This window comes from Rhizobium sp. F40D2 (assembly GCF_051810745.2).
Taxonomy (GTDB): Bacteria; Pseudomonadota; Alphaproteobacteria; order Rhizobiales; family Rhizobiaceae; genus Rhizobium.
Map to the genome: position 1 here is coordinate 1 of NZ_JBPWQX020000002.1, position 25569 is coordinate 25569.

25 protein-coding genes and 4 pseudogenes are annotated in these 25569 nt (G+C 59.8%); 19 read left to right on the forward strand and 10 right to left on the reverse strand.

Features of this window, described 5'->3' with window-relative positions:
• From repA to repC, 3 genes are all read left to right on the forward strand, one after another.
• Positions 1-1218: a plasmid partitioning protein RepA gene (gene repA, locus ACS4RS_RS24705; RefSeq protein WP_439012721.1), complete on the forward strand. Its 1218-nt coding sequence runs from the start codon at positions 1-3 to the stop codon at positions 1216-1218.
• Positions 1215-2204, forward strand: coding sequence for a plasmid partitioning protein RepB (gene repB, locus ACS4RS_RS24710; protein ID WP_449314068.1), 990 nt, complete (start codon positions 1215-1217; stop codon positions 2202-2204). The genes repA and repB overlap by 4 nt, the downstream gene beginning before the upstream one ends.
• 199 nt (positions 2205-2403) lie before the next feature.
• Positions 2404-3708, forward strand: coding sequence for a plasmid replication protein RepC (repC, locus tag ACS4RS_RS24715; RefSeq protein ID WP_439012723.1), 1305 nt, complete (start codon positions 2404-2406; stop codon positions 3706-3708).
• A 43-nt stretch (positions 3709-3751) separates the two neighbouring features.
• Here repC and ACS4RS_RS24720 read toward each other — a convergent pair.
• A pseudogene (locus ACS4RS_RS24720) lies at positions 3752-4000 on the reverse strand (type II toxin-antitoxin system RelE/ParE family toxin); the annotation flags it as partial.
• A gap of 272 nt (positions 4001-4272) precedes the next feature.
• Between ACS4RS_RS24720 and ACS4RS_RS24725 the strand changes: the two are divergent.
• On the forward strand, positions 4273-4968 hold the full coding sequence (locus ACS4RS_RS24725; RefSeq protein ID WP_439012724.1) for an FCD domain-containing protein: 696 nt from the start codon (positions 4273-4275) through the stop codon (positions 4966-4968).
• A gap of 249 nt (positions 4969-5217) precedes the next feature.
• On the opposite strand, the gene ACS4RS_RS24730 is transcribed toward ACS4RS_RS24725, so the two are convergent.
• The 4 genes from ACS4RS_RS24730 to ACS4RS_RS24745 form a co-directional block, all read right to left on the reverse strand.
• Positions 5218-5856 carry a LysE family transporter gene (locus ACS4RS_RS24730; RefSeq protein WP_439012725.1) on the reverse strand — a complete coding sequence of 213 codons (639 nt, stop codon included), beginning with the start codon at positions 5854-5856 and terminating at the stop codon, positions 5218-5220.
• A 55-nt stretch (positions 5857-5911) separates the two neighbouring features.
• A protein-coding gene (locus ACS4RS_RS24735; RefSeq protein WP_197727565.1) for an IS630 family transposase occupies positions 5912-6855 on the reverse strand; the annotation gives its coding sequence in 2 pieces (ribosomal slippage) (positions 5912-6519 and positions 6519-6855; 945 coding nt in all).
• Positions 6856-7026: 171 nt separating this feature from the next.
• Positions 7027-7506: a helix-turn-helix domain-containing protein gene (locus tag ACS4RS_RS24740; protein ID WP_439012726.1), complete on the reverse strand. Its 480-nt coding sequence runs from the start codon at positions 7504-7506 to the stop codon at positions 7027-7029.
• On the reverse strand, positions 7475-7834 hold the full coding sequence (locus ACS4RS_RS24745; RefSeq protein ID WP_439012727.1) for an AraC family ligand binding domain-containing protein: 360 nt from the start codon (positions 7832-7834) through the stop codon (positions 7475-7477). Before ACS4RS_RS24745 ends, ACS4RS_RS24740 begins: the two co-directional genes overlap by 32 nt.
• Before the next feature lie 136 nt (positions 7835-7970).
• On the opposite strand from ACS4RS_RS24745, the pseudogene ACS4RS_RS24750 reads away from it, so the two are divergent.
• The 13 genes and pseudogenes from ACS4RS_RS24750 to ACS4RS_RS24810 form a co-directional block, all read left to right on the forward strand.
• Positions 7971-8115, forward strand: a pseudogene (locus ACS4RS_RS24750) (JAB domain-containing protein); the annotation flags it as partial.
• Positions 8116-8569: 454 nt separating this feature from the next.
• Positions 8570-9172: an amino acid synthesis family protein gene (locus ACS4RS_RS24755; RefSeq protein ID WP_004676653.1), complete on the forward strand. Its 603-nt coding sequence runs from the start codon at positions 8570-8572 to the stop codon at positions 9170-9172.
• Between the two features lie 16 nt (positions 9173-9188).
• Entirely contained in the window at positions 9189-10034 is an 846-nt protein-coding gene (locus ACS4RS_RS24760; RefSeq protein ID WP_439012728.1) for an alpha/beta fold hydrolase, read from the forward strand.
• Entirely contained in the window at positions 10031-10966 is a 936-nt protein-coding gene (locus ACS4RS_RS24765; RefSeq protein WP_439012729.1) for a flavin reductase, read from the forward strand. The genes ACS4RS_RS24760 and ACS4RS_RS24765 overlap by 4 nt, the downstream gene beginning before the upstream one ends.
• Positions 10963-12003, forward strand: coding sequence for an LLM class flavin-dependent oxidoreductase (locus ACS4RS_RS24770; RefSeq protein WP_439012730.1), 1041 nt, complete (start codon positions 10963-10965; stop codon positions 12001-12003). Before ACS4RS_RS24765 ends, ACS4RS_RS24770 begins: the two co-directional genes overlap by 4 nt.
• Positions 12004-12007: 4 nt before the next feature.
• Positions 12008-13471, forward strand: coding sequence for an aldehyde dehydrogenase (locus ACS4RS_RS24775; protein ID WP_449314069.1), 1464 nt, complete (start codon positions 12008-12010; stop codon positions 13469-13471).
• 5 nt (positions 13472-13476) lie between these two features.
• The gene (locus ACS4RS_RS24780; protein ID WP_439012731.1) at positions 13477-13800 is read left to right on the forward strand and encodes an NIPSNAP family protein; all 324 of its coding nucleotides are present in this window, start codon (positions 13477-13479) and stop codon (positions 13798-13800) included.
• A gap of 48 nt (positions 13801-13848) precedes the next feature.
• Entirely contained in the window at positions 13849-14859 is a 1011-nt protein-coding gene (locus ACS4RS_RS24785; protein ID WP_439012732.1) for an extracellular solute-binding protein, read from the forward strand.
• 112 nt (positions 14860-14971) lie between these two features.
• Complete coding sequence (locus ACS4RS_RS24790) at positions 14972-15844, forward strand: ABC transporter permease subunit (protein WP_439012733.1); 873 nt, start codon at positions 14972-14974, stop codon at positions 15842-15844.
• A 1-nt stretch (position 15845) separates the two neighbouring features.
• On the forward strand, positions 15846-16646 hold the full coding sequence (locus ACS4RS_RS24795; RefSeq protein ID WP_012556340.1) for an ABC transporter permease: 801 nt from the start codon (positions 15846-15848) through the stop codon (positions 16644-16646).
• Positions 16643-17719, forward strand: coding sequence for an ATP-binding cassette domain-containing protein (locus ACS4RS_RS24800; protein WP_439012734.1), 1077 nt, complete (start codon positions 16643-16645; stop codon positions 17717-17719). Before ACS4RS_RS24795 ends, ACS4RS_RS24800 begins: the two co-directional genes overlap by 4 nt.
• A gap of 10 nt (positions 17720-17729) precedes the next feature.
• Complete coding sequence (locus tag ACS4RS_RS24805; RefSeq protein ID WP_449314070.1) at positions 17730-19184, forward strand: NAD-dependent succinate-semialdehyde dehydrogenase; 1455 nt, start codon at positions 17730-17732, stop codon at positions 19182-19184.
• 41 nt (positions 19185-19225) lie between these two features.
• Complete coding sequence (locus tag ACS4RS_RS24810) at positions 19226-20026, forward strand: phosphate/phosphite/phosphonate ABC transporter substrate-binding protein (RefSeq protein ID WP_449314071.1); 801 nt, start codon at positions 19226-19228, stop codon at positions 20024-20026.
• A 141-nt stretch (positions 20027-20167) separates the two neighbouring features.
• Here the strand turns inward: ACS4RS_RS24810 and ACS4RS_RS24815 are convergent, their stop codons facing one another.
• The 4 genes from ACS4RS_RS24815 to ACS4RS_RS24830 form a co-directional block, all read right to left on the reverse strand.
• Positions 20168-21109, reverse strand: a complete 942-nt coding sequence (locus tag ACS4RS_RS24815) for a phosphatase PAP2 family protein (protein ID WP_439012737.1) — start codon at positions 21107-21109, stop codon at positions 20168-20170.
• Positions 21110-21203: 94 nt separating this feature from the next.
• Positions 21204-22149, reverse strand: a protein-coding gene (locus tag ACS4RS_RS24820; RefSeq protein ID WP_439009996.1) for an IS630 family transposase whose coding sequence is annotated in 2 segments (ribosomal slippage) — positions 21204-21809 and positions 21811-22149 — 945 coding nt in all. Because the reading frame shifts where the segments join, the coding sequence is not laid out codon by codon here.
• A gap of 387 nt (positions 22150-22536) precedes the next feature.
• Positions 22537-23712, reverse strand: a complete 1176-nt coding sequence (locus tag ACS4RS_RS24825) for an IS91 family transposase (RefSeq protein WP_439008559.1) — start codon at positions 23710-23712, stop codon at positions 22537-22539.
• Positions 23713-23724: 12 nt separating this feature from the next.
• The gene (locus ACS4RS_RS24830) at positions 23725-24585 is read right to left on the reverse strand and encodes a tyrosine-type recombinase/integrase (protein WP_439009998.1); all 861 of its coding nucleotides are present in this window, start codon (positions 24583-24585) and stop codon (positions 23725-23727) included.
• A 158-nt stretch (positions 24586-24743) separates the two neighbouring features.
• Between ACS4RS_RS24830 and tnpB the strand changes: the two are divergent.
• Together tnpB and ACS4RS_RS24840 are read left to right on the forward strand one after the other, a co-directional pair.
• Positions 24744-24884 (forward strand): annotated as a pseudogene (tnpB, locus tag ACS4RS_RS24835) (IS66 family insertion sequence element accessory protein TnpB); the annotation flags it as partial.
• A 14-nt stretch (positions 24885-24898) separates the two neighbouring features.
• Positions 24899-25159, forward strand: a pseudogene (locus tag ACS4RS_RS24840) (phosphate/phosphite/phosphonate ABC transporter substrate-binding protein); the annotation flags it as partial.
• 52 nt (positions 25160-25211) lie between these two features.
• On the opposite strand, the gene ACS4RS_RS24845 reads toward ACS4RS_RS24840, so the two are convergent.
• Positions 25212-25568, reverse strand: coding sequence for a RidA family protein (locus ACS4RS_RS24845; protein ID WP_439012738.1), 357 nt, complete (start codon positions 25566-25568; stop codon positions 25212-25214).
• Between the last annotated feature and the right edge of the window lies 1 nt (position 25569).

A 25569-nucleotide genomic window follows, 5' to 3' on the forward strand; every position in this document is an offset into this window, starting at 1 on the left:
ATGCCGACCAAGGCCGCGATTGTTGAGAAAGCCAGGAGAGCGAGTCAGGTTTCGATCGACGAGACGATTGCGCAGGACTCGACGATGCTCAGCAGCCAGCTCCAGGTGCTGTTCGAGCGGTTGTTTTCGCCCGACGCCCGCAAATCGCTGCGGCGCTTCAGCAGCACCGAGGCCGCCAAGCTGCTCGGCGTGACCGACAGCTATGTTCGCCACCTCGCCGCCCAGGTGGAAACCATCAATCCCGAAAAGACGGCGTCCGGCCGCCGGGTGTTCTCGCTTGAGGAAATTCATGCGATGCGCCAACATCTCGGGCGCACCAAACCTTCTTATCTGCCGATGCGCCGTCCCGGCGACCATCTCCAGGTGATCGCCGTCACCAATTTCAAGGGCGGCTCTGGCAAGACGACGACATCCATCCATCTGGCGCAGTTCCTGGCGCTCCGCGGCTATCGCGTGCTTGCCGTCGATCTCGACCCGCAGGCGTCGATGTCGGCGATGCTCGGTTATCAGCCGGAATTCGACGTCGGTGAAAACGAGACGCTCTATGGCGCCATCAAGTATGACGAGACGCGCCGCGACGTCGCCGGCATCGTCCGCCAGACCTATTTCCCTGGTCTCGATCTCATTCCCGGCAATCTCGAACTGCACGAGTTCGAGCACGATACCCCAAAGGCCCTGGCCGACACCAACCGTGATGACAAGGACATGTTCTTCATGCGGGTCGGCAATGCGCTGCATTCGCTGGAAGAGAGTTACGACGTCGTCATCATCGATTGCCCGCCTACCCTCGGCTTCCTGACGCTGTCTGCTCTTTGCGCCGCTACGGCCGTGCTCATTACCGTTCATCCGCAGATGCTCGACGTCGCGTCGATGAACCAGTTCCTGACGATGACCTCCGACCTTCTGTCCGTGGTCAAGGAGGCCGGCGGCAATCTCGATTACGACTGGATGCGTTATCTCGTCACCCGCTATGAGGCAAATGATGGCCCGCAGGCGCAGATCGTCGCCTTCCTGCGCAGCCTGTTCGGCGAGCGTGTGCTGACCTCGATGATGGTCAAGTCGACGGCGGTTTCGGATGCGGGCCTATCCAAGCAGACGATCTACGAGGCCGGACGCGAGACGATGCATCGCCAGACCTATGACCGCGGCGTCGAATCCGTCGACAACGTCAATGCCGAGGTCGAGCAACTCATTCGCAGTGCATGGAGCAGGACATGAGCCCAAAAGGTCGCGATATCCTGAAAAGCATGGTCGGCGCCGTGGAGCCGTCACGGCCGGATGCGCAGAGCGCGCCGCCGCCGCATCGGCCCTCGGGCGCGGTCAAGGCGATGAACCTGTCACTTGGGCGATTGGGTGAGGAAGCGGCGACCGCCAAGGCGCTGCGTGAATCGCTTGCCTCCGGCGACAAGGTGCTGGAGATCGATCCGACTGCCGTCGAGATGTCCTTTATCCGCGACCGCATCCCGGTCGACGAGGATCCCGAGTTCGAGCGATTGAAACAGTCGATCCAGGAAAGCGGGCAGCAGGTTCCTATCCTGGTGCGGCCGGATCCGCTCAAGGCCGGGCATTACCAGGCCGCCTACGGCCACAGGCGACTGCGCGCGGCTGCGGAGATCGGGGTTCCGATCAAGGCCGTGGTGCGCAAGCTTACGGATGAGGAACTGATCCTCGCACAAGGTCAGGAAAATGGCCCGCGGGTCGACTTAAGCTTCATCGAACGGGCGCTGTTTGCACGGCGCATGGATGAACATGGTTTCAACCGCGACATGATTGCCCAGGCTCTGGCGACGGACAAGCCGGAAACATCAAGGCTGCTGCAGGTGGCACAGACGATCGATCCCGAGATCATTCTCGCCATCGGACCGGCGCCAAAAGTCGGGCGACCGCGCTGGCTGGCCTTTGCCGAGAAATTCCGGGAGGCGGGCGGGCAGAAGAAGGCACGGGCCGCAATCAGCGCCGCAGCTTTCCAAACCCTGGAGAGCAATGGCCGCTTCGACGCGATCTGGAAGGCGCTTGAGGAAAAGAGCGCGCCGCAGCGGGCCGAGCAGACGCTTCGGACCCAGGGCGGCGCGCAGCTTGCTTCGGTGACCCGATCCGGGAAAACCTTTCGCATCACCGTCAAATCGGCGGCGTTTTCAGAATTCCTGGCTCAGCGGTTGGTTGGCCTCGCCGCCGAGTTCGAAGAGGAAAATAAGGGAAAATGAGGCAGTTAGACCGATTGTCAGCTGACAATTCGGATAGGAGATAACGCGCAAAAGAAAAAAGCCCCCGAACGTCACCGTCACGGAAGCTTTCCTCGTAGTCTTGAACACCTCCGAGAATCGCACTTCCGAGAATCGCTGTCAAGAGTTTTTGGCGCCGTTTTGGCGAGCGGATTTCTTTTGCCTCGTTGAGGTGGAAGAGATGGAAACCGGAAGCATAACGACGCCCTTCGGGCGGCGATCGATGACGCTTGGCATGCTCGCAAGCCAGGTCATGGCAGGTGAGATCAAGCCTGATCAGTCGGTCGACAAATGGAAACTGTTTCGTGCGCTGTGCGAAGCAAGGCCGCTGCTCGGCATCAGCGATCGGGCGCTTGCCGTGCTCAATGCGCTGTTGAGCTTTTATCCGAAAAACGAGCTGGCGCAGGAAAACGGCTTGATCGTCTTCCCGTCGAACATACAGCTTTCGCTGAGGACGCATGGTATGGCCGAACAGACCGTTCGGCGGCATCTTGCGGCACTCGTCGAGGCGGGGCTTCTGCTGCGCAAGGACAGCCCGAACGGCAAGCGGTATGTCCGCAGGGACAGGGCAGGGGAGGTCAATGAGGCCTTCGGCTTCTCGCTGGCGCCGCTGCTTGCCCGCGCCGAGGAGATCGAACAGCTTGCGGGCGAAGTGATGGCCGAGCGGCTGCATGTCCAGCGTCTGCGCGAACGCATCACGCTTTGCCGCCGCGATATCGCAAAGCTGATCGAAGCGGCCATCGAAGAAGACGTTCAAGGAGCCTGGCAGGGCCTGTACCAGGAATTTCGCGATCTGGTCGAGGGGCTGCCCCGGTCGCCGACGACCGCACAGCTCGAACTTTTGCTGGATGAATTGACGGGGCTTCGGACAGAGGTCCTTAAGCAGCTGGAAATTCGAATGAAATCCGCAAAACGGCGCGGCAATGCCGATTATTTCGAGCGTCACATACAGAATTCAAACCCCGAATCCACTTCTGAACTTGAACCACGCTTCGAAACGAAGCAGGGCGCAACGCCAGAGCAAGACAATGAGCGAGGGGCCGTGACGCTGGAAGAGGGGAGAGCTGAGATTGCCCATCCGAGCAGACAGGAGGAGAGGCAAGGTCGACGGCCGAAGGCGCGCGATGATGCGAGCGGGCTGAAATCCTTCCCGCTCGGCCTGGTTTTGCAGGCCTGCCCTGAAATCCTTGCCTACGGGGCGAATGGCGAAATTCGCAACTGGCGCGACCTGATGGCCGCGGCCGTGACCGTCCGATCGATGCTCGGCGTCAGTCCGTCAGCCTACGAGGAGGCGGCAAATGCAATGGGGCCGGAAAATGCCGCGACGGTGATGGCATGCATCCTGGAGCGCGGCGGCCATATCAATTCGGCCGGTGGTTATCTCCGCGACTTGACGCGGCGAAGTGAAAAGGGAGAGTTTGCGATCGGTCCGATGCTCATGGCGCTTCTGCGGGCAAACGCTCCAGCCAGCCGAAAAGCTGGATAAGGGGGCAGGGTTGGGAGACCGCCGGAGGTCGATATGCCGAATGTCAGCGGATCAGCCTTCGCTCCAGGAAAGCCTGCATGTCGCGGCGTCCATCGATGACGCAGTAAACGACAACGTCGCTGCCTATGCTGCGATGGATCATGCGCCAGGGTTTGCGGTGCAGCTCCCGATATTCTGTAATGCCGATACCTGGGAGCTCTTTCGGAATATTTCCACGAGCAGGGAACTCTGCGAGATCGGCACATGTGCTTTCGATTTCCGTCAGGATACGCTCAGCCGCCTCGATGCCATCCGCGACCAACGCGCCCCGGCCGAGCGCAATCCGGGGCATTTCTGGGAGATCACCGCCGTCCCTGACATCCGGGTGCAGGCGAAGGCCGTGGTCGAAGAGATCGTCAGGGCAAGGCCCAATTAGGCTGACAATCCTATTAGCGTCCGCACCGTGCTGTTGAATTACTGGCCGCCGACAGCTACAGTATTTGGTAGGCCATAATACGATTTCTGAATTCGGCTGCCGCGGCAATGCTCGAGCTTGCGAAGTCAATCCAAACACTGAGGTGCAGCATGAGCGGTGCTCTGAAGGACGCAGCAATCAGAGTCGAGCGTCCTGCAAAGACATTGCGGGAATTGGCGCTCGACAAGGTCCGCGAGGCCATCGTCAACGGATATTTCCGTCCCGGAGACCGCCTTGTCGAGCGCGACCTCTGCGCCCAGCTCGGCGTCAGCCGCACGGTCGTGCGCGAGGTTTTGAGACACCTGGAATCGGAAGGGCTCGTCGCCAATCTTCCGAACAAGGGACCGATCGTCGCCCTATTGGATATCGAGGAAGCCAAACAGATCTACGAGATCCGCGGTGCGCTCGAAGGCATGGCGGCGCGGCTGTGCGCGGAGCGCGGCAGCCCCGAGATCGTCGCTGCGCTCGAGGAATCCCTGACCGAGATCCGCAACAGCTATCGCGACCAGGATATGGCGGCTGTGCTTGCCAATACCTCTTCCTTCTATCAAACGCTGTTCACCAGGGTCGACAGGCATGTCGCCTGGGGTGTCGTCAACCTCCTCACCGTGCGCATCAACCATCTGCGCTCGATGACGATCAAGACGGAACGGCGCGGCATCGAGGGGCCGCTGCAGATGTCGAAGATCATCGACGCCATCCGCCGTGGCGACGGCGAGGGGGCGCAGCGGGCTGCGATGGATCATGTCGCGGCCGCCAGCGCAATTGCCGAAGCGGTCCTGTCCGCCCAGAAGCCTACCGAATAGGTAGGCAGGTCAACCATCGCGGTCTTAGGAGGCTGTTAGCAGGGGGCCTCGCATCGACGTTGTCGATGCCTGTGGGACTGCATCCGCAATCCGTTCCTGGCCGGCGCCGCGTCGGTACAGACATTCTATCGTCCTCATTCGTTGGGAGGCTGAACAATTGCGTTGTCTACTCCCCCCAGCGCTTCATTTTCGCGCCGGTAACTGGCGAAGCCTAGCTTGAAGTGCCATAAAAATCGCAATTCAAGAATGTCACGCGCTTTTACTTCCGAAGAAAGCGGCCATGAACCCCAGACCGACGAGAATAATGCCGCTCACATAGCGTTCGATAGTAAGGTAGCTGACGTTGCGCTTCAGCCAGTTTCCGAAGCCTCCCGCCACCATTGCGTAGCTACTGTCGGTCATAATTCCAATAATGGTGTAAATCATTCCAAGTACGAGGGTTTGAGCTGCAACCGATCCACGTGACGGATCGATGAATTGAGGCAAGAATGCCAGAAAGAACAGAACCGTCTTAGGATTGAGGAGGTTGATTGCAAATCCGTCGCGAAACAGATGACCGTAGGGATATGATTTAACGGGCACTGTCGGATCGAAAGAAACAGCTCGGGAAAAAATCTTCTTGATCCCTATTCCAATCAGGTATGCCGCGCCGGCATATTTCACCACTTCCAACGCTGTTGGCGATGAGGCGACCATGGCTGAAAGCCCCAACGCTGCAGCAACTATATGTACCCCCGTCGCAACGTGGATTCCGAGAATTGAAACAACACCAGCAAGACGTCCCTGCTCAACAGAACGAGCAAAGATATACAAAACTGCTGGTCCGGGAATCAGCAGCAAAGTCAATGCCGCAGCGATGAACATAGCGAGTGTACCGGTGGCGGGCATTTTTATTCCTCCTGCTTGTTCACCCGGACTGTTGGCGACCTAGAGCGCGTCCGCTTTAATCCGGGTCATACCCCGCAGCGGCGAAGTAGTTTGCACATTCCTGCGGTTTGATGAGGGGAACGATTTTACCGACGGTATCCCACAAGGCATCGACGGAGCGCTCGGCCTTGGCCCGCAGAAGCGCTTTCAGTTTGGAAAAGGCCATCTCGATTGGGTTAAAATCGGGGCTGTAGGGCGGGAGGTAGAGCAGCCTGCAACCAGCAACTTCTATGGCGTGCCGAACACCTTCGGCTTTGTGTGCAGGCAAATTGTCCATGATAACGGTGTCGCCGGGCCTGAGTGTCGGCACCAGAACCTGCTCGATATAGGCCAAAAATGCCACGCCGTTCATCGGTCCGTCGAGTACCATCGGTGCGGTCATTCCGGAAAGCCTAAGCGCCCCTGTAAAGGTCGTGGTTTTCCAGTGGCCATGAGGAACCGCTGACCGGCAGCGTTCGCCGCATTGGGATCGCCCGCGTAATCGAGACATCTTCGTGGAGAGACCAGTCTCATCGATAAAAATAAGCTTGGCGGGATCGAGATCGAGCTGACCATCAAACCAGGCCTGCCGCCGTTTCAAAAGGTCGTCTCGCTCCTGCTCCAATGCATGTGCGGTCTTTTTTTAAAGGTCCAGCCCCGCTTGCGAAGCCACACGTCAAGAGCACTGCGGCCGATCACGACAGACCGCTCCTCACTCAAGCGCAGGACCATTTCGTTGAGCGTGATGTCTTTCTCGTCATCGATAAGGCCGATGATAAAGGCCTCATGCTCATCCAGTCTGGACCCTGAGCGTCGACCCTGTTTGCCCGCGGTCAGTTGACCCTGTCGCGCGTTGGCGATCCAGGCAATGGCCGTCGAAATCCCGATCCCAAACCGCGCAGCCGCCGAACGCGCAGACATCCCGTCCGAAGACGCAGCCAGAACTCGAATGCGAAGATCATCGCTGAACGCTCGTGACATTCATACCTCCTGATTCGAAGGCAGGGAATCACGCCAAACAAAGCATGTCACCAAAATTCCGATTCCGCGTTCAATGGACGCGCTCTAGGGCGAACGGTTGTGTACCACCTGCGTCTTGTCGGACGCTGTCGCAGGAGGGTTTCACACAGGAGATTCCATTCGTCTTGAACGCTATAAACTTCGCGCGAAAAATGCGGGTGTCACGCCTGTGGTTTGTTTAAACAATCGGGTCAGGTGACTCTGGTCGGCGAAGCCGACGAGTGCTGCCACCTCGGCGGGCGGTGTACCGGCCCGAAGCAAGTTCCGTGCATGACTAATCCGCAACTGTCTCTGATAGGCATGCGGAGGCATCCCCATGGATGACCGAAACGACCTAACGAGATAGACTGGATTCAGGCCCACGACATCGGCGAGACCAGTCAAAGACACACGCTCGTTGTAATGCGCATGCAAAAAATCACGAATCACTTTGATATGTTTCGGTTCTCTGTTGTCGACACGCCACGAGGCTTGCTCATGGCGTTGAGACACCAGCATCTCAACGCAAAGCGCCAGGATCGTGTCACATCCAAGAAAGCCATCATCAACCTCAAGCCGCCTGTGAGCCGCACTCAACGCATTAAAAATACTCAGAATCTTGCAATGAAACATGAGCGAGATACGAAGCTCTCTTCCCCAATGAAATCACGTAATCGTCCATGAATTTTCCTGGCAGAAACAGGCATCTATAACTTAGGGGCTGCTCGTTTCCAGGAAGGCAAGAATGTACGACGCCAGGATGGATCAAATTGATACTTCCCGGCCTTAACGCCACCTCCTCTCGACCATACGCGAATATCATCGTCCCGCTTTCATGCAGGTGAACTGCGTACGTGTCGTGAAAATGCTTTGGAAAGCGATGATAACTTTGCGAGACTTTAGACAAGTCAACACCGGATATAGCATTGCTTTGCCATAATTTTATTTCAGTTCTTTTCATGCCAAGGACCAATGCCCGTACCCTCCAGGCGATTTTGCAGCCCTTTTATATCATATTTTATAGTGATTGACGGTCTCGCTACTTCGGCGGCTCCAAGAGGTAGCAACAAGTGCGGTAGCACGATGGCATACAACCACCCTGCGGTGATCCGCCGTGGCGCGCCGACATCGACAGACGAAGGTGATCATCGAGGCGGCGAAGGTGCCGATATCACCGTCCAGGACCACGTTATCATTGGCAAACATGGCCATGTCAGCCTGAAGGGGCTGAAGCAGATTTGAAAATCACAGGCCGGGCCGAAGCTCGTAAACTATCTGTAACATTGACCGGCAACCCTACCCGTTGCTGCATATTCAAACCTAGAGTGGTCCCATCTCCACGCAGCACCTGTGAGCTAGCGTATATCCGTCCCTCTTGATTGTTCAGGGCAATGAGGAATCCAAACTCCCAGCTTGACACCCGACTTTGCACGATGTGATGGTATGCCATAATCAATAATATATATGGCGATCATATGGACTGGGATAGTTTTGAGCTCCTGACATGTCGCGTCGCTGTGGGCGTGAAGCCCGTGCGGCTCCTGACAACGAATTGAATGAAGAGCGCTTCCGGGCGTTCCTAAGCGCACACGCGCTGGATTGGCAGATTCGCGGCCGCCAGCGTCGTCGTCGAAACCAACTTGACACTCATATATTATGGTATACCATAATACCAAATAAAGAGATGAGGTGTTTGATGGCTATTCAAATTCGCAAGACGGGACTGCAGATCGAAACGACGCTGATCGAAGGCGGCAAGGCCGCGGCGGTGCCGCTGAAGCTGTTTTCTGCCTTCGCAGTCGTGAAGAACCCCTGGGCGGGGCGCGGCTTCGTCGAGGACCTCAAGCCCGAAATCCACGCCGGTGCGCCGGTTCTCGGTGAGTTGCTGACCAAGATGATCATCGATGCCGTCGGTTCCGGCGATGCCGTCGAAGCCTATGGCAAGGCCGCCGTCGTCGGTCTGGACGGTGAGATCGAACACGCCTCCGCGCTCATCCACACGCTTCGCTTCGGCAATTTCTATCGCCATGCCGTCGGCGCCAAGTCCTATCTCGCCTTCTGCAATACGCGCGGTCCTGCCAATGCGCCGATCATGATCCCGCTGATGGACAAGAACGACGAAGGCCGCCGTTCGCACTATCTCACAATCCAGACCTCGATCCCCGATGCGCCTGCCGCCGACGAGATCGTCGTGGCTCTCGGCGCTTCGGTGGGCGGGCGTCCGCATCATCGCATTGGCGACCGCTACCAGGATCTGAAGGATCTTGGGCAGGACGTCGCCAATCCTGCGGGCGTTTGAAAAGGTGGGCTCTAAGATGCTGACAGCCGGATCGATCTCAGGCGCCGCTGCAGCAAAGAGCGCCGCCGGTGACTTGCCCCGAAAGAAGACGGCAAGCGGAACGGCCTATCACGAGGCCGGCAGCGGTGAACCGCTGGTTCTCATTCATGGCGTCGGCATGCGCCTTGAGGCCTGGGCTCCGCAAATCGAATTTTTGTCGGCCGACCATCGCGTCATCGCCCTCGACATGCCGGGACATGGCGAGAGTGCAAAACTGCCGGCGGGCAGCCGCCTCGAGGAGTTTGTCGCCTGGTTCGGCCGCTTTCTCGACGAGATGGCGATCGAGGCTGCGAATGTCGCCGGCCACTCCATGGGAGCGCTGATATCGGGAGGGGCGGCGGCGACGTTCGGCGAACGTATCAGCCGTGTCGCCTACCTCAACGGCGTCTACAGGCGCGACCGGCAAGCAAAGGCTGCCGTGCTCGCACGAGCCGCGGCCATTCCGGTGACGGGCGTGGACAAGGAAGGTCCCCTGGCGCGCTGGTTCGGCGATGATCCCGACAGCGTCGTTGCGCGGGAATTGACGCGGAAATGGCTCAACCTCGTCGATCCGGAAGGCTATGCTGTCGCTTACGCTGCCTTTGCCGGCGGAGACGAGACCTATGCCGATCGCTGGAGAGACGTGGCTGGTCCGGCCCTGTTCCTGACGGGGTCCGACGATCCGAATTCGACGCCCATGATGGCGACGCAAATGGCGGCTCTCGCGCCGAAGGGCTGGGCCCGTATCGTGGACGGTCATCGTCATATGGTGAACCTGACCGCCCCGGATATCGTAAATTCGCTGCTCGCTGAGTGGCTGTCGTTCGGGGAGGATGGACGATGACGATGCAGACTGTCGACCCAAGAGCATTGCGAGATGCATTCGGCGCTTTTCCCACAGGCGTGACCGTCGTCACCGCCTGCGACGGGGATGGAAATCCGATCGGCTTCACCGCGAACTCCTTCACATCGGTTTCTCTCAACCCACCCTTGCTCCTCGTCTGCCTTGCCAAGACGTCGCGCAATTTCGCCACCATGACCGGAACGCCGCATTTTGCGATCAACGTGCTGTCGGAAACGCAGAAGGACGTGTCGAACACCTTTGCGCGGCCGGTCGAAGACAGATTTGCGGCGGTCGAATGGGCCAAGGGATCGGCTGGCTGCCCGATCTTCTCGAACGTGGCGGCCTGGTTCGAATGCGCCATGGAAGAGGTCGTCGAGGCCGGCGACCATGTCATTCTGATGGGCCGCATCGAATCCTTCGACAATAGCGGCCGCAACGGTCTCGGCTATGCGCGCGGCGGCTATTTCACGCCGACGCTCGCAAGCAAGGCGGTTTCCGCGGCAAGCGAAGGCAATATCGAACTCGCGGCCGTCGTCGAGCGCCGCGGTGAAGTTCTGCTGCTCGGCGAGGATGTGCTCTCCTTGCCAAGCGTCGACGCCCATGACGGCAACCCGACCGAGGCGCTGCAACATTACCTGGAGACGCTCACCGGGCTGAAGGTCAGCATCGGCTTTCTCTATTCGGTCTATGAGGGCAAGAGCGACGGGAAACAGCACATCGTCTATCACGCCGTTGCCGGAGACGGTGAGCCCGCCGGCGGCAGGTTTGTAAAACCTGACGCCCTGGCTGCGGCAAAATTCAAGACCAGCTCGACCGCCGATATCGTCAACCGCTTCGCGATGGAAAGCTCGATCGGCAATTTCGGCGTCTATTTCGGCGACGAGACCGGCGGCACCATTCATCCCATTCCAGCCAAGGGCGCAAAAGCATGAAGTTCTCCCTCTTCGTCCATATGGAACGGCTCGACGCCAGCCAGAGTCATAAGAGCCTCTATGAGGAATTCGTCGCGCTCTGCGAGATCGCCGACAAGGGCGGCATGCATGCGATCTGGACGGGCGAGCACCATGGCATGGATTTCACCATTGCCCCCAATCCGTTCGTGACCATTGCCGATCTCGCGCGCCGCACTTCGCGGGCAAGGCTCGGGACAGGGACGGTGATCGCTCCCTTCTGGCATCCAATCAAGCTCGCCGGCGAAGCGGCGATGACCGACATCATCTGCGACGGAAGGCTCGACATCGGCATTGCGCGCGGGGCCTATTCCTTCGAATACGAGCGGCTGCTGCCCGGCCTCGACGCCTGGGGCGCCGGCCAGCGCATGCGCGAGCTCATCCCGGCGGTCAAGGGCATCTGGGACGGCGACTACGCCCATGACGGCGAGTTCTTCAAGTTCCCCGCGACCACCTCGGCGCCGAAGCCGCTCCAGCAGCCGAACCCGCCGATCTGGGTCGCCGCGCGCGATCCGAACTCGCATGAATTTGCCGTCGCCAGCGGCTGCAACGTTCAGGTCACTCCGCTCTGGCAGGGCGATGACGAGGTCCAGTCGCTGATGGACCGTTTCAACGATGCCTGCGCCAAGAACCCCGATGTCGAGCGGCCGAAGATCATGCTTTTGCGCCACACCTATGTCGGCTCCTCGGAAGACGACGTCGCCCAGGCCGCCCATGAACTCAGCGTTTACTACAACTACTTCTTCGCCTGGTTCAAGAATGAGAAGCCGGTAACCCAGGGCCTGATCGAACGGATTCCGGACGAGCAGATCCGAGCGAACGCGATGCTGTCGGATCAGGTCATGCGCACCAACAATGTCGTTGGCGACGCCCGGACCGTTATCGACCGGCTCAAAGCCTATGAAGCGCTCGGCTACGACGAATATTCCTTCTGGATCGACACGGGCATGAGTTTCGAGCGCAAGAAGGCGTCGCTCGAGCGCTTCATCACCGAGGTCATGCCGGCATTTCAGGAGTAGGACCATGCGGCGTTTCCAACACTATATCGACGGCGAATTCTCAGATGGCGAGGCTTCCTATCCAAGCATCGATCCGGCGACCGGCGCGGTCTGGGCTGATATGCCCGAAGCCCGAGAAGCGGATGTCGATCGGGCTGTGAACGCTGCCGAGAGGGCGCTTTATGACGGCCCGTGGGCGAAATTGACGGCCACCCAACGCGGCAAGCTGCTTTATAAGCTCGCCGATCTCGTTGCCGCCAATGCTCAGGTCCTGGCGGAACTGGAGACGCGCGACACCGGCAAGATCATCCGCGAGACATCCGCACAGATCGCCTATGTCGCCGAATATTATCGTTATTATGCCGGCATATCAGACAAGATCGAAGGCTCTTACCTGCCAATCGACAAGCCTGCTATGGATGTCTGGCTTCGCCGCGAGCCGATCGGCGTCGTTGCGATGGTCGTGCCGTGGAACAGCCAGCTCTTCCTGTCCGCGGTCAAGATCGGCCCGGCGCTTGCCGCCGGCTGCACCATGGTGGTCAAGGCCTCGGAAGACGGGCCGGCTCCGCTTCTGGAATTTGCCCGCCTGGTGCATGAAGCCGGCTTTCCCGCCGGGGTCGTCAACATCATCACCGGTTTCGGCGCCTCCTGCGGTGCGGCGCTTGGCCGTCATCCGAAGGTCGCGCATGTCGCCTTCACCGGCGGTCCCGAAACCGCCCGGCACGTCGTTCGCAACTCGGCCGAAAACCTCGCCTCCACCTCGCTTGAACTCGGCGGCAAGTCGCCGTTCATCGTCTTTGCCGACGCCGACCTCGAAAGTGCCGCCAACGCCCAGGTCGCGGGCATTTTCGCTGCGACCGGGCAGAGCTGCGTTGCCGGCTCGAGGCTGATCGTCGAGCGCAGCGTCAAGAATAAATTCGTCGCGCTGCTGCGCGAGAAGGCGCAGGCGATCCGGCTCGGCGCGCCGCTCGACATGGCGACCGAAGTCGGCCCGCTTGCCACCAAGCGCCAGCAGGACAATATCGGCGCTCTAGTTGAGAGATCGATCGAAAGCGGCGCCCGGCTTGTCACCGGCGGGCGCAAGATCGATGGCGAAGGCTATTATTTCCCGCCGACGATCCTCGATTGCGACGATGTCGCTTCGCCCTCGCTGATCGAGGAATTCTTCGGGCCGGTCCTCTCCGTCGTCTCGTTCGAGACCGAGGCAGAGGCGCTGAGGCTTGCCAACGATACCCGCTACGGCCTGGCATCCGGCGTCTTCACCCAGAACCTTACCCGGGCACACCGGCTGATGAAGGGCATTCGCGCCGGCATCGTCTGGGTCAACACCTACCGCGCGGTATCGCCGATCGCGCCCTTTGGCGGCTTCGGCCTGTCGGGCCACGGCAGGGAAGGCGGCATGGCCGCAGCACTCGATTATACCCGCACCAAGACGATCTGGCTGAGGACCTCGGACGATCCGATCCCCGATCCCTTCGTGATGAGGTGACGCCGATGTTTTATGAAATCCGCACCTATCGGCTGAAGAACGGCACGATCCCGCAATATCTCAAGGTCGTCGAGGAAGAGGGTATCGAGATCCAGAAGAGCCATCTCGGCACGCTGGTCGGCTACTTCTTCTCGGAGATCGGCACGATCAACGAGATCGTCCACATCTGGGCCTTTACGAGCCTGGATGACAGGGAGGCGAGACGCCAGCGGCTTCTCGCCGACCCCCGGTGGCAGACCTTCCTGCCCAAGATTCGCGACCTCATCGAGGTGGCGGAAAACAAGATTATGAAGCCAGCAAGCTTTTCTCCCAGGAGCAACGCGTACTGACGACATAACGCATACCCGTAGGACAAACCACAACAAGGATAAGGGAACATGAAAACGACATTTGCTTTCGCGGCGGTTGCCGCATTCGTCGCGGTTTCCGCGCCGGCCAAGGCCGACAACATGGTCTTTTCGAGCTGGGGCGGAACGACCCAGGATGCGCAGAAGGCGGCATGGGCGAGCCCCTTCACCGAAAAGACCGGCATCACCGTCGTGCAGGACGGCCCGACCGACTACGGCAAGCTGAAGGCCATGGTCGAGGCCGGCGAAGTCACCTGGGACGTCGTCGACGTCGAAGGCGATTATGCCGCCCAGGCCGGCAAGAACGGCCAGCTCGAGAAGCTCGACTTCTCCGTCATCGACAAATCCAAGCTCGATCCGCGTTTCGTCACCGACTATTCGGTCGGCAGCTTCTATTATTCCTTCGTCATCGGCTGCAATGCCGATGCCGTCAAAGCCTGCCCGAAGACATGGGCAGACCTGTTCGACACGACAAAGTTCCCCGGCAAGCGCACATTCTACAAGTGGTCTGCTCCCGGCGTGATCGAAGCGGCGCTGCTTGCCGACGGCGTGGCTGCCGACAAGCTTTATCCGCTTGACCTCGACCGCGCCTTCAAGAAGCTCGATACGATCAAATCGGATATAATATGGTGGTCGGGCGGCGCACAGTCGCAGCAGCTCCTGGCATCCGCCGAAGCGCCCTTCGGCAGCGTCTGGAACGGCCGCATGACGGCGCTTGCTGCGACCGGCATCAAGGTTGAAACTTCCTGGGAACAGAACATCACCGCTGCTGATGCGCTCGTCGTGCCGAAGGGCTCGCCGAATGTCGAATCTGCGATGAAGTTCATTGCACTGGCGACCTCGGCCGAACCGCAGGCCGCCCTGGCAAAAGCCACCGGATATGCGCCGATCAATGTCGACTCGGCCAAGCTGATGGACCCGGAAACCGCCAAGACCCTGCCGGACCAGCAGACCGCAAGCCAGGTCAATGCCGATATGACCTATTGGGCTGATAATCGCGATGCCATCGGCGAGAAGTGGTACGCTTGGCAGGCGAAATAAGCCGAAGCTTGAGATCAACGGGCACGGCGAAGGTCGCCGTGCCCCCGCAGCGCCGGTGGGAAATCGGTCGCACCTCGGCGCCCGCGGAAATTGACGGGTGGGAAGGACTGTCATGTCGACGTTTAGCGATGCCTCCGGCGTAGTTGCGCCCTTGCCGAAAATACGCAGGCCGACAGGTTTCAGCGGGGTCGTTCCGGCTTTCGCCTTCGTCGGTATCTTTTTCGTCGTGCCGGTGGCGATACTGCTGATGCGAAGCGTGCTGGAACCTGTGCCAGGTCTGGGAAACTATGCGCAGTTGATCGGGTCTTCGACCTATCTGAAGATTTTCGCCAACACCTTCATCGTCTCGGGTCTCGTCACGGTGATTTCGCTCACGATCGGATTTCCCGTCGCCTGGGCGCTGGCGATCATGCCCGGACGGCTGACCTCGGTGATCTTTGCGATCCTGCTGCTGTCGATGTGGACCAACCTGTTGGCCCGCACCTATGCCTGGATGGTGCTCCTGCAGCGGACCGGGCTCATCAACAAGATGCTGATGGGAATGGGCCTGATCGACCAGCCGCTGGCGCTCGTCAACAATCTGACCGGCGTGACGATCGGCATGACCTATATCATGCTGCCATTCATCATCCTGCCGCTCTACGGCGTGATCAAGAAGATCGACCCGTCGATCCTGCAGGCGGCGGCCCTTTGCGGCGCTAATCGTTGGCAGTGCCTGACGCGGGTGCTGCTGCCGCTGGCGATGCCCGGCATGGCGGCCGGCGCCCTGATGGTCTTCGTCATGTCACTTGGTTATTTCGTCACGCCGTCACTGCTCGGCGGCACCGCCAACATGATGCTCGCAGAGCTGATCGCGCAGTTCGTACAGTCGCTGGTCAACTGGGGAATGGGCGGCGCCGCGGCGCTGGTTCTCCTCGTGGTGACCCTTTCGCTTTATGCCGTGCAGCTGCGTTTCTTCGGCAACCAGAACCCGGGAGGGCGTTGATATGTTGCTCAATTTCGACCGTCTCGGCTGGTGGAAATACCTCCTTCTCGGCATAACGCTTCTGACCGCAGCTTTCCTGTTGCTGCCGATCGTCTTCATCGCGGCGCTGTCCTTCGGCTCCTCGCAATGGCTGATCTTTCCGCCGCCGGGCTGGACGTTTCAGTGGTACAGCGAGCTTTTCGCCGACCCGCGCTGGCTGGAATCGGCTTTGACGAGCCTCAAGATTGCGGTCATCGTGACGATCCTGTCGGTGCTGCTCGGGCTCGTGACATCCTTCGGACTGGTGCGTGGTAGGTTCATGTTCCGCGATGCGCTGAAAGCGCTGTTCCTCACGCCGATGATCCTCCCGGTCGTGGTTCTCGCCGTTGCCCTCTACGCCTTCTTTCTCAGGATCGGCCTTGGCGGCACCTTGACGGGTTTTGTCATCTCGCACCTCGTCCTGGCGCTGCCCTTCTCGATTCTGTCGATATCGAGTGCGCTTGAAGGTTTCGACAAGTCGATCGAGGATGCGGCGGTGCTCTGCGGCGCCTCGCCCCTTGAGGCAAAGATCAGGGTCACCCTTCCGGCAATCAGCCATGGGCTGTTTTCGGCGGCCGTCTTCTCGTTCCTGACATCCTGGGACGAAGTGGTGGTGGCGATCTTCATGTCCAGCCCGACCCTGCAGACGCTGCCCGTGAAAGTGTGGGCGACGCTGCGGCAAGACCTGACACCTGTTGTCGCAGCGGCGTCAACCCTTCTCATCCTTTTGACGATCATCTTGATGGCCCTGGTTGCCGTCGTGCGTAAGGTACTGAAACAATGAACGAACCATTCCTTCAGATCCGTGGCATACGCAAGGAATACGGCCCCGTGGTCGCCGTGCACGACGTCACGCTCGACGTTCGGCGCGGGGAGTTTCTCACCTTCCTCGGGCCATCCGGATCCGGCAAGAGCACGACGCTCTATATTCTGGCCGGATTTGACAATCCGACGAAAGGCGACATTACGCTGGAGGGCAAGACCCTGCTCGCCACGCCGTCGCACAAGCGCAACATCGGCATGGTGTTCCAGCGCTACACCCTGTTCCCGCATTTGACGGTGGGCGAAAACATCGCCTTTCCGCTGAAGGTCCGCCGCAAGTCGAAGGCCGAGATCGACAGCAGGGTGAAAGAGATGCTGCGCCTCGTCCGTCTGGAAGGCTTCGAGGATCGCAAGCCCGCGCAAATGTCCGGCGGCCAGCAGCAGCGCGTCGCGCTTGCCAGGGCCCTTGCCTATGATCCGCCGGTGCTTCTGATGGACGAGCCGCTGTCGGCGCTCGACAAGAAGCTGCGCGAGGAAATCCAGCATGAGATCCGCCGTATCCATCAGCAGACCGAGGTGACGATCCTCTACGTCACGCATGACCAGGAAGAGGCGCTGCGGCTCTCCGACCGCATCGCGGTGTTTTCCAAGGGCGTCATCGACCAGATCGGCACCGGCCCCGAACTCTACGCCAATCCCAAGACCCGCTTCGTTGCCGAATTCATCGGCGACAGCGACTTCATATCCTGCGACCTGCTGTCGTCATCCGGCGGACAGGCCACCATTTCGCTTGGCCGGGGAACCGTCTTCAACAGCATTCCGGTACACGGAAAAGGCACCTCAGGCACAAAAGCAGCCCTGATGCTGAGGCCGGAGCGCATTCGGCTGTCGCGTGCTCAAGCGGGAGCGGGCCTCGCCGCGACTGTCAGCGACATCACCTTCCTCGGCAATAATATCCACGTTTCCACCGAAACGGCGAATGGCGAGGCGCTGGCGGTTCGCTTGCCATTCGGCCACGAGGCGATCACCGGGCTCAGCCGCGGCGATACGGTGCATCTGGATTTCGATCCGGGTGCTGCCCACGTGTTCTGTTGAAAGTCGTCCTATGAAACTTGGTGATCTCTCGCTGTTCCGACAGGCATGCCCAGTCGCCGGCCGCTGGATCGAAGCGGAAGACCGCCAAGCAACGACGGTGCGCAATCCGGCGACCGGCGAACCGCTCGGCTCGGTCCCCGACCTCGGGGCCGCGGAAACGGAAGATGCCATCGCCGCCGCCGTCATCGCCCAGAAGCTTTGGGCGAAGAGGACCGCCGGTGAGCGCGCCGCGGTTCTCAAGGCGTGGCACCGCCTGATGATCGAAAACCGCGACGATCTGGCGATGATCCTGACGCTGGAGCAGGGAAAACCGCTCGCTGAGGCCAAGGGAGAGATCACCTATGGCGCAAGCTTTATCGAATGGTTCGCCGAAGAGGCAAGACGCATCAACGGCGAGACCATACCAGCGCATCAACCGGACAAGCGCATTCTCGTGCTGCGCCAGCCTGCCGGCGTGGTGGCGGCGATCACGCCCTGGAATTTTCCGAACGCGATGATCACCCGCAAGGTCGGCCCGGTACTTGCCGCCGGCTGCGCCGTCGTTCTCAAGCCGGCGCCGCAGACGCCGTTCTCGGCAATCGCCATCGCCATTCTTGCAGAGCGCGCCGGCCTGCCGTCTGGCCTGCTCAACATCGTCACTGGTGACGCTGCCGCAATTGGCGGGACGCTGACGGCAAGCCGGGACATCAGGGTCCTGAACTTCACCGGCTCCACCCGGACGGGCGAGCTGCTTTACCGGCAATGCGCGCCGACGATCAAAAAGCTCGGCCTCGAGCTTGGCGGCAACGCACCCTTCATCGTGTTCGACGATGCCGATCTCGACGCGGCCGTCGAAGGCGCAATCATCGCCAAGTTCCGCAACAATGGCCAGACCTGCGTCTGCGCCAACCAGCTCTATGTCCAGGATGGCGTCTACGAGGCATTTGCCGCCAAGCTGGCGGCGGCGGTTTCGGCACTGAAGGTCGGCAATGGCCTCGACAGTGATGTCGTGCTTGGCCCGCTCATCGACGAAAACGCCGTTGCCAAGATCGAAGCCCATATCGGCGATGCCGTCGCAAAAGGTGCTGGGATCGTTTCAGGCGGCAAGCGCCACGTGCTTGGCGGCCACTTCTTCGAACCGACCATTCTGCGCGATGTGGCAAGCGGCATGCAGGTCGCCCGCGAGGAAACCTTCGGGCCTCTTGCGCCGCTCTTTCGTTTCCGCGACGAGCGAGATGTCATCGAACAGGCAAACGACACCGAATTCGGGCTTGCCTCGTATTTTTACGCGCGCGATCTGGCGCGGGTCTTCCGCGTCGCCGAAGCGCTCGAATACGGGATGGTCGGCGTCAATACCGGTCTCGTTTCCACCGCCGAGGCGCCGTTTGGCGGCGTGAAAATGTCGGGCCTCGGTCGCGAAGGGTCCAGGCACGGGTTGGACGAATATACCGAACTTAAGTATGTATGTTTGGGTGGCATTGGCTGACCTTGGTCGACATTTGTGCATGCCGCGAAAGAAAGACCAGCATGCATTTCGCCAGTATCGCAATGTATCTCACACCCCAGCCGCTCGCGGATGCGACCGCTGAACTCTGGTCGTTCCTTCGCCATTATCTCTCGCAGGCCGGCCTGACGGACCTGCCGGAGACGCTCGATCGGACGGTAGCCTACGACGAAGCCTGGGTGAGGCCGGATCTTCTCCTCTCGCAGACATGCGGCTATCCCTTTGCCAGCCGCCTGCGCGGCAAAGTTCGCCTGGTGGCGACGCCGGTGTATGATCATCCCGGCTGTGACGGCCCACTGATGCGCAGCTTCATCATCGTCCGCACGGGTGCTTCCCTTCGCAGGCTGGAGGATCTGCGTGGCACCACGGCTGCTATCAACAGCCCCGACAGCAATTCCGGCAGCAATCTCTTTGGCGCGGCCGTCGCTCCGCTAGCCCGCGAGGGCCGTTTCTTCGGCCGGATCATCGAAACCGGCAGCCACAGCGGCAGCATCGCCGCCGTCGTCGAGGGCAGGGCGGATAGCGCGGCGATCGATTGCATAACCTATGCCAACATTCGCCGCTTCGATTCTGGCCATGTCGAAGGGGTCCGCATCATCGCCGAAACGCCGAAAGGCCCCGGCCTGCCATTCATTACTTCAGGCAATGCCTCGGACGAGAAGGTCCATCTCCTGCGTGGTGCGCTTGCCGCCGCTGTCAAGGAGCCAGCGCTGGTGGCGACGCGGGCCACGCTCGGCCTCGTTGATTTCACGGTGCTTTCCAAAGCCGACTACGAGCCGCTTCTCTCATTGGCCGGCGAGGCATTGCCGCAATTAACGGCTTGAAGGGGCAACGGACGTCAGGGCGTCGAGGGTGCTTCCATTGATCCGCCACTGCGGATTTCCTCCGGGTTTGATAAGAGGCCGGTCGATTAAAGCACGGACGACTGAAGACGCAGATCTAGCCGTTGATCAGCACGGGCTTCGTCAGATCTGTTGGACATTCCCATCAAATTGGCTGCGATAAAATTGAACGCCGCCGCTACGCGAAAAACACCGCACCGATGCTATGCTGAAACCCGCAACACCGATTCCAGCAACCAAATCGACGACATAGTGTCCGCCTTCCGTGATGGCAGCTAGCAGCATTAGCGTATTTAGGAAAATCATCGGAAATCTTGTCCATCGCATTTTCCATGCGCCCCAAATGCACAACACCGCTACCGCCGCATGGACCGACGGAAATGAGATAATGCCACTTGCATGCTCCAATTGCAGCACAAAATTTGGGTCATCTCTGACGGCTAAAATTTGCGGGACGTATTCGACGCCGAGTATGCCATTGATGTTTTTGAGATCGCCCGGACGGAGAGAAAAATCAGTGTAGGTTCCGAGCGCCGGATACCAAATGGTGATGATACTCGCGATGACGCATATCAGGCCATATGTCCCCACGACCTGATATGCGCGAGAGCGATGGCCGCACAAGCTCAGCACCACTGGAAGGAATAAAAGCTGATAGTGGAATGCTTGGTATGCAAACATCAGTGACTTTGCTAGCAGCGGATGCACGTCGAAGTAAGCAATCAAACTCAACCAGTCGATGCCAAGAAAGCGATCCAGTTGTAGAAGCTGTTGATCCTGTAGAGGCAGCTTCAGAGCAAAAGCAACGTAGGTCGATACGATAAGCGGGCTCGTTAGCAATAAGCCCATTCCAGTGCATTCAACAATGCAGAGCAGTGACGGGATTCTACGCCAATGGCACAGGAGGCCGAAGCCCAAAAGAAAAATCAGGGCGACCATGCTTAGCCGCGCGAAACCTCTTGGATCCACCGACAGGCCAACGAGCCAAGCCAGCATCGGAACAATCGCGTAAGCGCATCCAGTAAGGCCTATCAAAAAGGCTCGCGCTCTGGATGTCTCGCTCATGAGATAACCCCTCAACGTGTTTGTGACCTATTACCAATCACAAGTTAAGGTTTAGTAGATTTTTGCTGCTGTTTGTTGCTAGAGCGGGATGATTTTACGTCCGTTCATATCCGGCTTCCTTGAAGTAGTTTAGGCACTCTTTTGGCGAGACGGTTTGGAGGATAGCTGCAAGCGCGTCGTCGATGGCGTTGCGGGTTCTGGCTTGTGCCTGTCGCAGCCCGTGTTTGATCTTGGCGAAGAGCTTCTCGATCGGATTGAGATCTGGGGAGTATTGCGGCAGAAAGAATAGTCGGGCGCCGGCCCTGCGGATGGCGACCCGGATCGCCTTGGCTTTATGCGAGCCGAGATTGTCCATCACGACGATGTCGCCAGGTTTGAGTTCTGGCACCAGCACCTTTTCAACGTAGATGAGAAAGCGTTCGGCGTTGATGGGGCCATCAATGATCCATGGTGCGCTGACGCGGTCGGTTCGAAGCGCGGCGATGAAGGTCATCGTATTCCAATGGCCGAAAGGAGCTTTGCCCAAGAGCCGCTCGCCACGCGGCGCCCAGCCTCTGAGCGGCGCCATGTTCGTCTTCGTCCAGGTTTCGTCGATGAAGAGAAGGCGGGCCGGATCGATGCGATGGCGATGCTTCAGCCAGCGCGCCCGCCTGGCGGCGACGTCGGGTCGCTCCCGTTCGCTGGCGACCAGCGTCTTTTTTATAACTCAGCCCTTCATCCTGGACGAAGGCCCAGACGGACCGGTAATCCACGTCCAGACCCCGCTCCGCCAATTCCGCGACCAGCCCACGCAGCGTGAACGCACTCGCGCGGCAGCGTTCGACAAGCCATTCCCGGTGGCCACCGCAGATTGCCCGCGGCTTGTGGCCGCCCATCTGGCCGGGTGCTGCGCTGCCCGTTGCGTGGAACCGCCGCACCCAATCGATCGCGGTGCTGATGCCAATGCCGAACCGTTTGGCCGCAGCCCGGCACGACAGCCCCTCCTGCGTCACCGCCCCGACAACACGCTCTCGCAGATCATTCGAAAAAGGTCTCGCCATCCAGACCGGCCTCCTTACCGGCCAGAAGGGTGAATCTGATTTGTGTCCAAAAGGGAATCTGGAGGGTTCTGTGAGGTCCGGGCGCTGTGCGTGCGGCATTCACTGATCGGACCTCATTGAAGCCGGATTGAGCGAAGGCGCGGGTTGTTTGGCGCTATGGGGATTTAGCCGAAGCGGTGGATGGCGTTTTGCAGGGTTGAGCCTTGCCGGAGCCCGTGGACAGGTATGGAAGGAGATTCTTGCCGGTATTTGCGGTGTCTTTGACGCGCCTGTCGGCTGGTTTGCATCGACCGAAACGTCGCTCGGGCACGATTGGCCAAAGCACTCGCACCGCGGCTCTTCGGCATGCCGACGCTGATCGTTGCAATGATGGCGCGCGTGGTATGATCATGAACTGTCGTTCCATGCTGGCCGACGTACCGGCTGGAGCGGGGTCCACGCGCCGATGATCGTCATGGTTCCGCCGCAACAGGAGCAGCGGTGCAGCAAAGGTGGTGGCTTTGTGTCCGGTTCTTCGACCGGGTGTTCCGGCGGCGGGACGTCGAGCAGGCTTCGGCACAGGTCCAGCTTCAGTTGCCGATGGCCATTGGCAAGCAGGCCATAATGACGAATGCGGTGAAAGCCGTCCGGAACGGTGTGAAGCAGGAAACGGCGGATGAACTCGTGGGCATCGAGCGTCATTACCTTTTGCCTGCCGCCCGTTCGATAGTCCTTCCATCGGAATGTGACTCGATCGCCATCGATGCTGACGAGGCGGGAATTGGAGATGGCAATGCGATGGGTATAGCGCCCGAGATAGGCCAGCACCTGTTCGGGTCCGGCAAATGGCGGCTTGGCATAGACCACCCAGGCGACACGCCGCGTTTCTTTGACAATGTGATTGAACGCCGCCGGATTGGCCAGGCCGGCGATATCGCCAAAGAACCGAAGCTGGTCCAGGTCGTAGGCCTGCTTCAGCTCTTCAAGAAACAACCGCCTGAACAGGGATGACAGAACGCGCACGGGCAGGAAGAAGTTTGCCCGGCAGGGAACCCAACGGGACTGGTCCGCCGACAATCCGCCGCCCGGCACGATGCAGTGGATATGAGGGTGAAAATGGAGGTTCTGTCCCCAGGAGTGCAGCACCGCGATGAAGCCGATCTCTGCACCCAGATGCCTGGGATCGGCAGCAAGCTTGCGCAACGTCTCGGCGACGGCGCGAAACAGGATCGTGTAAACGGCATGTTTGTTCTGGAAGGCAATTGCGGCGATCTGCTGCGGTAGGGTGAAGACCACGTGGAAATAGCCGACAGGCAGAAGGTCGGCCTGTCGGGCAGCAAGCCAGTCACGGCTCGCCTGTCCCTGGCACTTTGGGCAATGCCGGTTGCGACAGGAATTATAGGCGATGCGGAACGCCGCGCAGTCCTGACATTGCTGGACATGCCCGCCCAGGCGAGCGGTCCGGCACATCTCGACCGCACTCATGACCCGGCGTTCGACACGCCCGAGATGGGTGTCGTGGGCTTGACGATATCTTTCCCCGTGGCGGCGAAAAATATCCGCCACCTCCAGTCCCGCCGCCATGGCGAAACTTGCTCAGCTTGGCGGCACCACCTCCAGCGTCAGTCGGTCGAGCGGGCTGGTCGTGCTGCGGATCAGGGTATTGGAAACCTTCGTGTAGCGTGCCGTGGTGGACAGATTGTTGTGGCCGAGCAAAACTTGGATGATGCGGATGTCGGTTCCGCTTTCCAAAAGATGGGTGGCAAAGCTGTGGCGCAGCGTATGCACCGTTACCCTTTTGTCGATGCCGGCCGCGGCGCACGCCGAACGGCAGGCAGAATACAGAACCTGGACGTCGATGGGCTTGGTCTCGTCCCGACCCGGAAACAGCCAGACCTCGGGTCTCGCCAGCCGCCAATAGACCCGCAGGATCGCGAGCAACTGCGCTGACAGCATGACGTTGCGATCCTTTCCGCCCTTGCCATGCTCGACGCGGATGATGCCGCGTTCGCCATCAATGTTGCGGACCTTGAGATGGACAGCTTCCGAGGCGCGCAGCCCCGCCGCATACGCTGTCGTCAGTGCGGTACGGGTCCTCAGGCTTGGAACGGCTTCCAGAAACCGCACGATCTCGTCGCCGTTGAGGATCGTCGGCAGCTTGGCCGGTGTCCGGGCATAGGAAATGCGCTCCGGTATCTCGCCATGACCAAGCGTGACGCCAAAGAAGAACCGCAGGGCACAAACTGTCTGGTTCAAGGCTGGCCATGATAGGCCCGAAGAAACCAGATGCACCTGAAACGCGCGCACGTCTTCCAGTCCAAGACGGTCTGGCGATCGCCCGAAATAGCGCGAGAACTTCGTTACCGCATGTAAATACGATCGTTGCGTTGCTGGCGAAAGATTGCGGATCGTCATGTCATCGATCATGCGCCGGCGTAGAGGGCTCATCTCCGTCATCGTCATCTCCTGATTGAAGGTTGGGCAAAACAGCCCATTCCTTCAATCAGGAGCGCTTCATGCAATCAGATCCTCCAAATGCCGCGAAAGCGGCTTCGTTCAATCCCAATTGCGATTCTACCTAAAATCATCCCGCTCTAATTGCGTTTTCGGCGGGTTTGAAGATCTGGATCGCGGGCGGCGTGACGGACATGCGCGGCGGCATGAACAGCCTCGAGCTGAAGGTGCAAGAAGGGCTTGGCCGTGATCCTCATGGCGGCGAGGTCTTCTGCCTTCACGGGTCGGAAGGCGATCCCACCAAAGTCCTTTCTGCCGCTTCGATCCAAGATATGTCCAAAGGGTTCGCTTTGCCGAGACGCCCAAAGCCCAGGCTCGCCATTCATTACTTCAGATGATGCCTCGGACGAGAGGGTCCCTTCTCCTGCGTGGTGCGCTTGCCGCCGCTGTCAAGGAGCCAGCGCTGGTGGCGACGCGGGCCACGCTCGGCCTCGTTGATTTCACGGTGCTTTCCAAAGCCGACTACGAGCCCCTCTTGTCGCTGGCCGGCGACGCATTGCCGCCATTGAAAGCTTGAGTTTTTCTTAATTCCTGTCCGTCCTGGCAAGATGACGGCAAGCGCTGACCAATCACTCCCCTATCGCCGCGATCATGCCGATCTCCACGGAAAATTCGGGCGCGGCCAGCCTGGCTTCAACGGTGGCGCGCGCCGGCGCGTGGCCGGACGGCACCCAGGCGTCCCAGACGGCGTTCATCTCTTCGAACTTCGACATATCCGCAAGCCAGATCGTCGCGCTGAGGATCCGTGTCGAATTGCTGCCCACGCCGTCGAGAAGCCTAGTGATCCGCGCCAGGACATTGGTCGTCTGCTCGCGGACGGAGGCGCCGGGCGCGTCGATTGCGACTTGGCCTGCGAGGAAGACGAAGCCGCGATAGGTCACGGCCTGGCTCATCCGTTTTCCGGTTTCGTAGCGATCGATCTGCATG

Coding starts and splice junctions, on each gene's coding strand:
- ACS4RS_RS24795 (WP_012556340.1), top strand. CDS start 15,846: ATGTTGCTCAATTTCGACCGTCTCGGCTGGTGGAAATACCTCCTTCTC.
- ACS4RS_RS24765 (WP_439012729.1), top strand. CDS start 10,031: ATGACGATGCAGACTGTCGACCCAAGAGCATTGCGAGATGCATTCGGC.
- repB (WP_449314068.1), top strand. CDS start 1,215: ATGAGCCCAAAAGGTCGCGATATCCTGAAAAGCATGGTCGGCGCCGTG.
- ACS4RS_RS24770 (WP_439012730.1), top strand. CDS start 10,963: ATGAAGTTCTCCCTCTTCGTCCATATGGAACGGCTCGACGCCAGCCAG.
- ACS4RS_RS24815 (WP_439012737.1), bottom strand. CDS start 21,109: ATGAGCGAGACATCCAGAGCGCGAGCCTTTTTGATAGGCCTTACTGGA.
- ACS4RS_RS24830 (WP_439009998.1), bottom strand. CDS start 24,585: ATGACGGAGATGAGCCCTCTACGCCGGCGCATGATCGATGACATGACG.
- ACS4RS_RS24785 (WP_439012732.1), top strand. CDS start 13,849: ATGAAAACGACATTTGCTTTCGCGGCGGTTGCCGCATTCGTCGCGGTT.
- ACS4RS_RS24780 (WP_439012731.1), top strand. CDS start 13,477: ATGTTTTATGAAATCCGCACCTATCGGCTGAAGAACGGCACGATCCCG.
- ACS4RS_RS24755 (WP_004676653.1), top strand. CDS start 8,570: ATGGCTATTCAAATTCGCAAGACGGGACTGCAGATCGAAACGACGCTG.
- ACS4RS_RS24845 (WP_439012738.1), bottom strand. CDS start 25,568: ATGCAGATCGATCGCTACGAAACCGGAAAACGGATGAGCCAGGCCGTG.
- ACS4RS_RS24725 (WP_439012724.1), top strand. CDS start 4,273: ATGAGCGGTGCTCTGAAGGACGCAGCAATCAGAGTCGAGCGTCCTGCA.
- ACS4RS_RS24825 (WP_439008559.1), bottom strand. CDS start 23,712: ATGGCGGCGGGACTGGAGGTGGCGGATATTTTTCGCCGCCACGGGGAA.
- ACS4RS_RS24805 (WP_449314070.1), top strand. CDS start 17,730: ATGAAACTTGGTGATCTCTCGCTGTTCCGACAGGCATGCCCAGTCGCC.
- ACS4RS_RS24775 (WP_449314069.1), top strand. CDS start 12,008: ATGCGGCGTTTCCAACACTATATCGACGGCGAATTCTCAGATGGCGAG.
- repC (WP_439012723.1), top strand. CDS start 2,404: ATGGAAACCGGAAGCATAACGACGCCCTTCGGGCGGCGATCGATGACG.
- ACS4RS_RS24740 (WP_439012726.1), bottom strand. CDS start 7,506: ATGTTTCATTGCAAGATTCTGAGTATTTTTAATGCGTTGAGTGCGGCT.
- ACS4RS_RS24790 (WP_439012733.1), top strand. CDS start 14,972: ATGTCGACGTTTAGCGATGCCTCCGGCGTAGTTGCGCCCTTGCCGAAA.
- ACS4RS_RS24745 (WP_439012727.1), bottom strand. CDS start 7,834: ATGAAAAGAACTGAAATAAAATTATGGCAAAGCAATGCTATATCCGGT.
- repA (WP_439012721.1), top strand. CDS start 1: ATGCCGACCAAGGCCGCGATTGTTGAGAAAGCCAGGAGAGCGAGTCAG.
- ACS4RS_RS24800 (WP_439012734.1), top strand. CDS start 16,643: ATGAACGAACCATTCCTTCAGATCCGTGGCATACGCAAGGAATACGGC.
- ACS4RS_RS24730 (WP_439012725.1), bottom strand. CDS start 5,856: ATGCCCGCCACCGGTACACTCGCTATGTTCATCGCTGCGGCATTGACT.
- ACS4RS_RS24810 (WP_449314071.1), top strand. CDS start 19,226: ATGCATTTCGCCAGTATCGCAATGTATCTCACACCCCAGCCGCTCGCG.
- ACS4RS_RS24760 (WP_439012728.1), top strand. CDS start 9,189: ATGCTGACAGCCGGATCGATCTCAGGCGCCGCTGCAGCAAAGAGCGCC.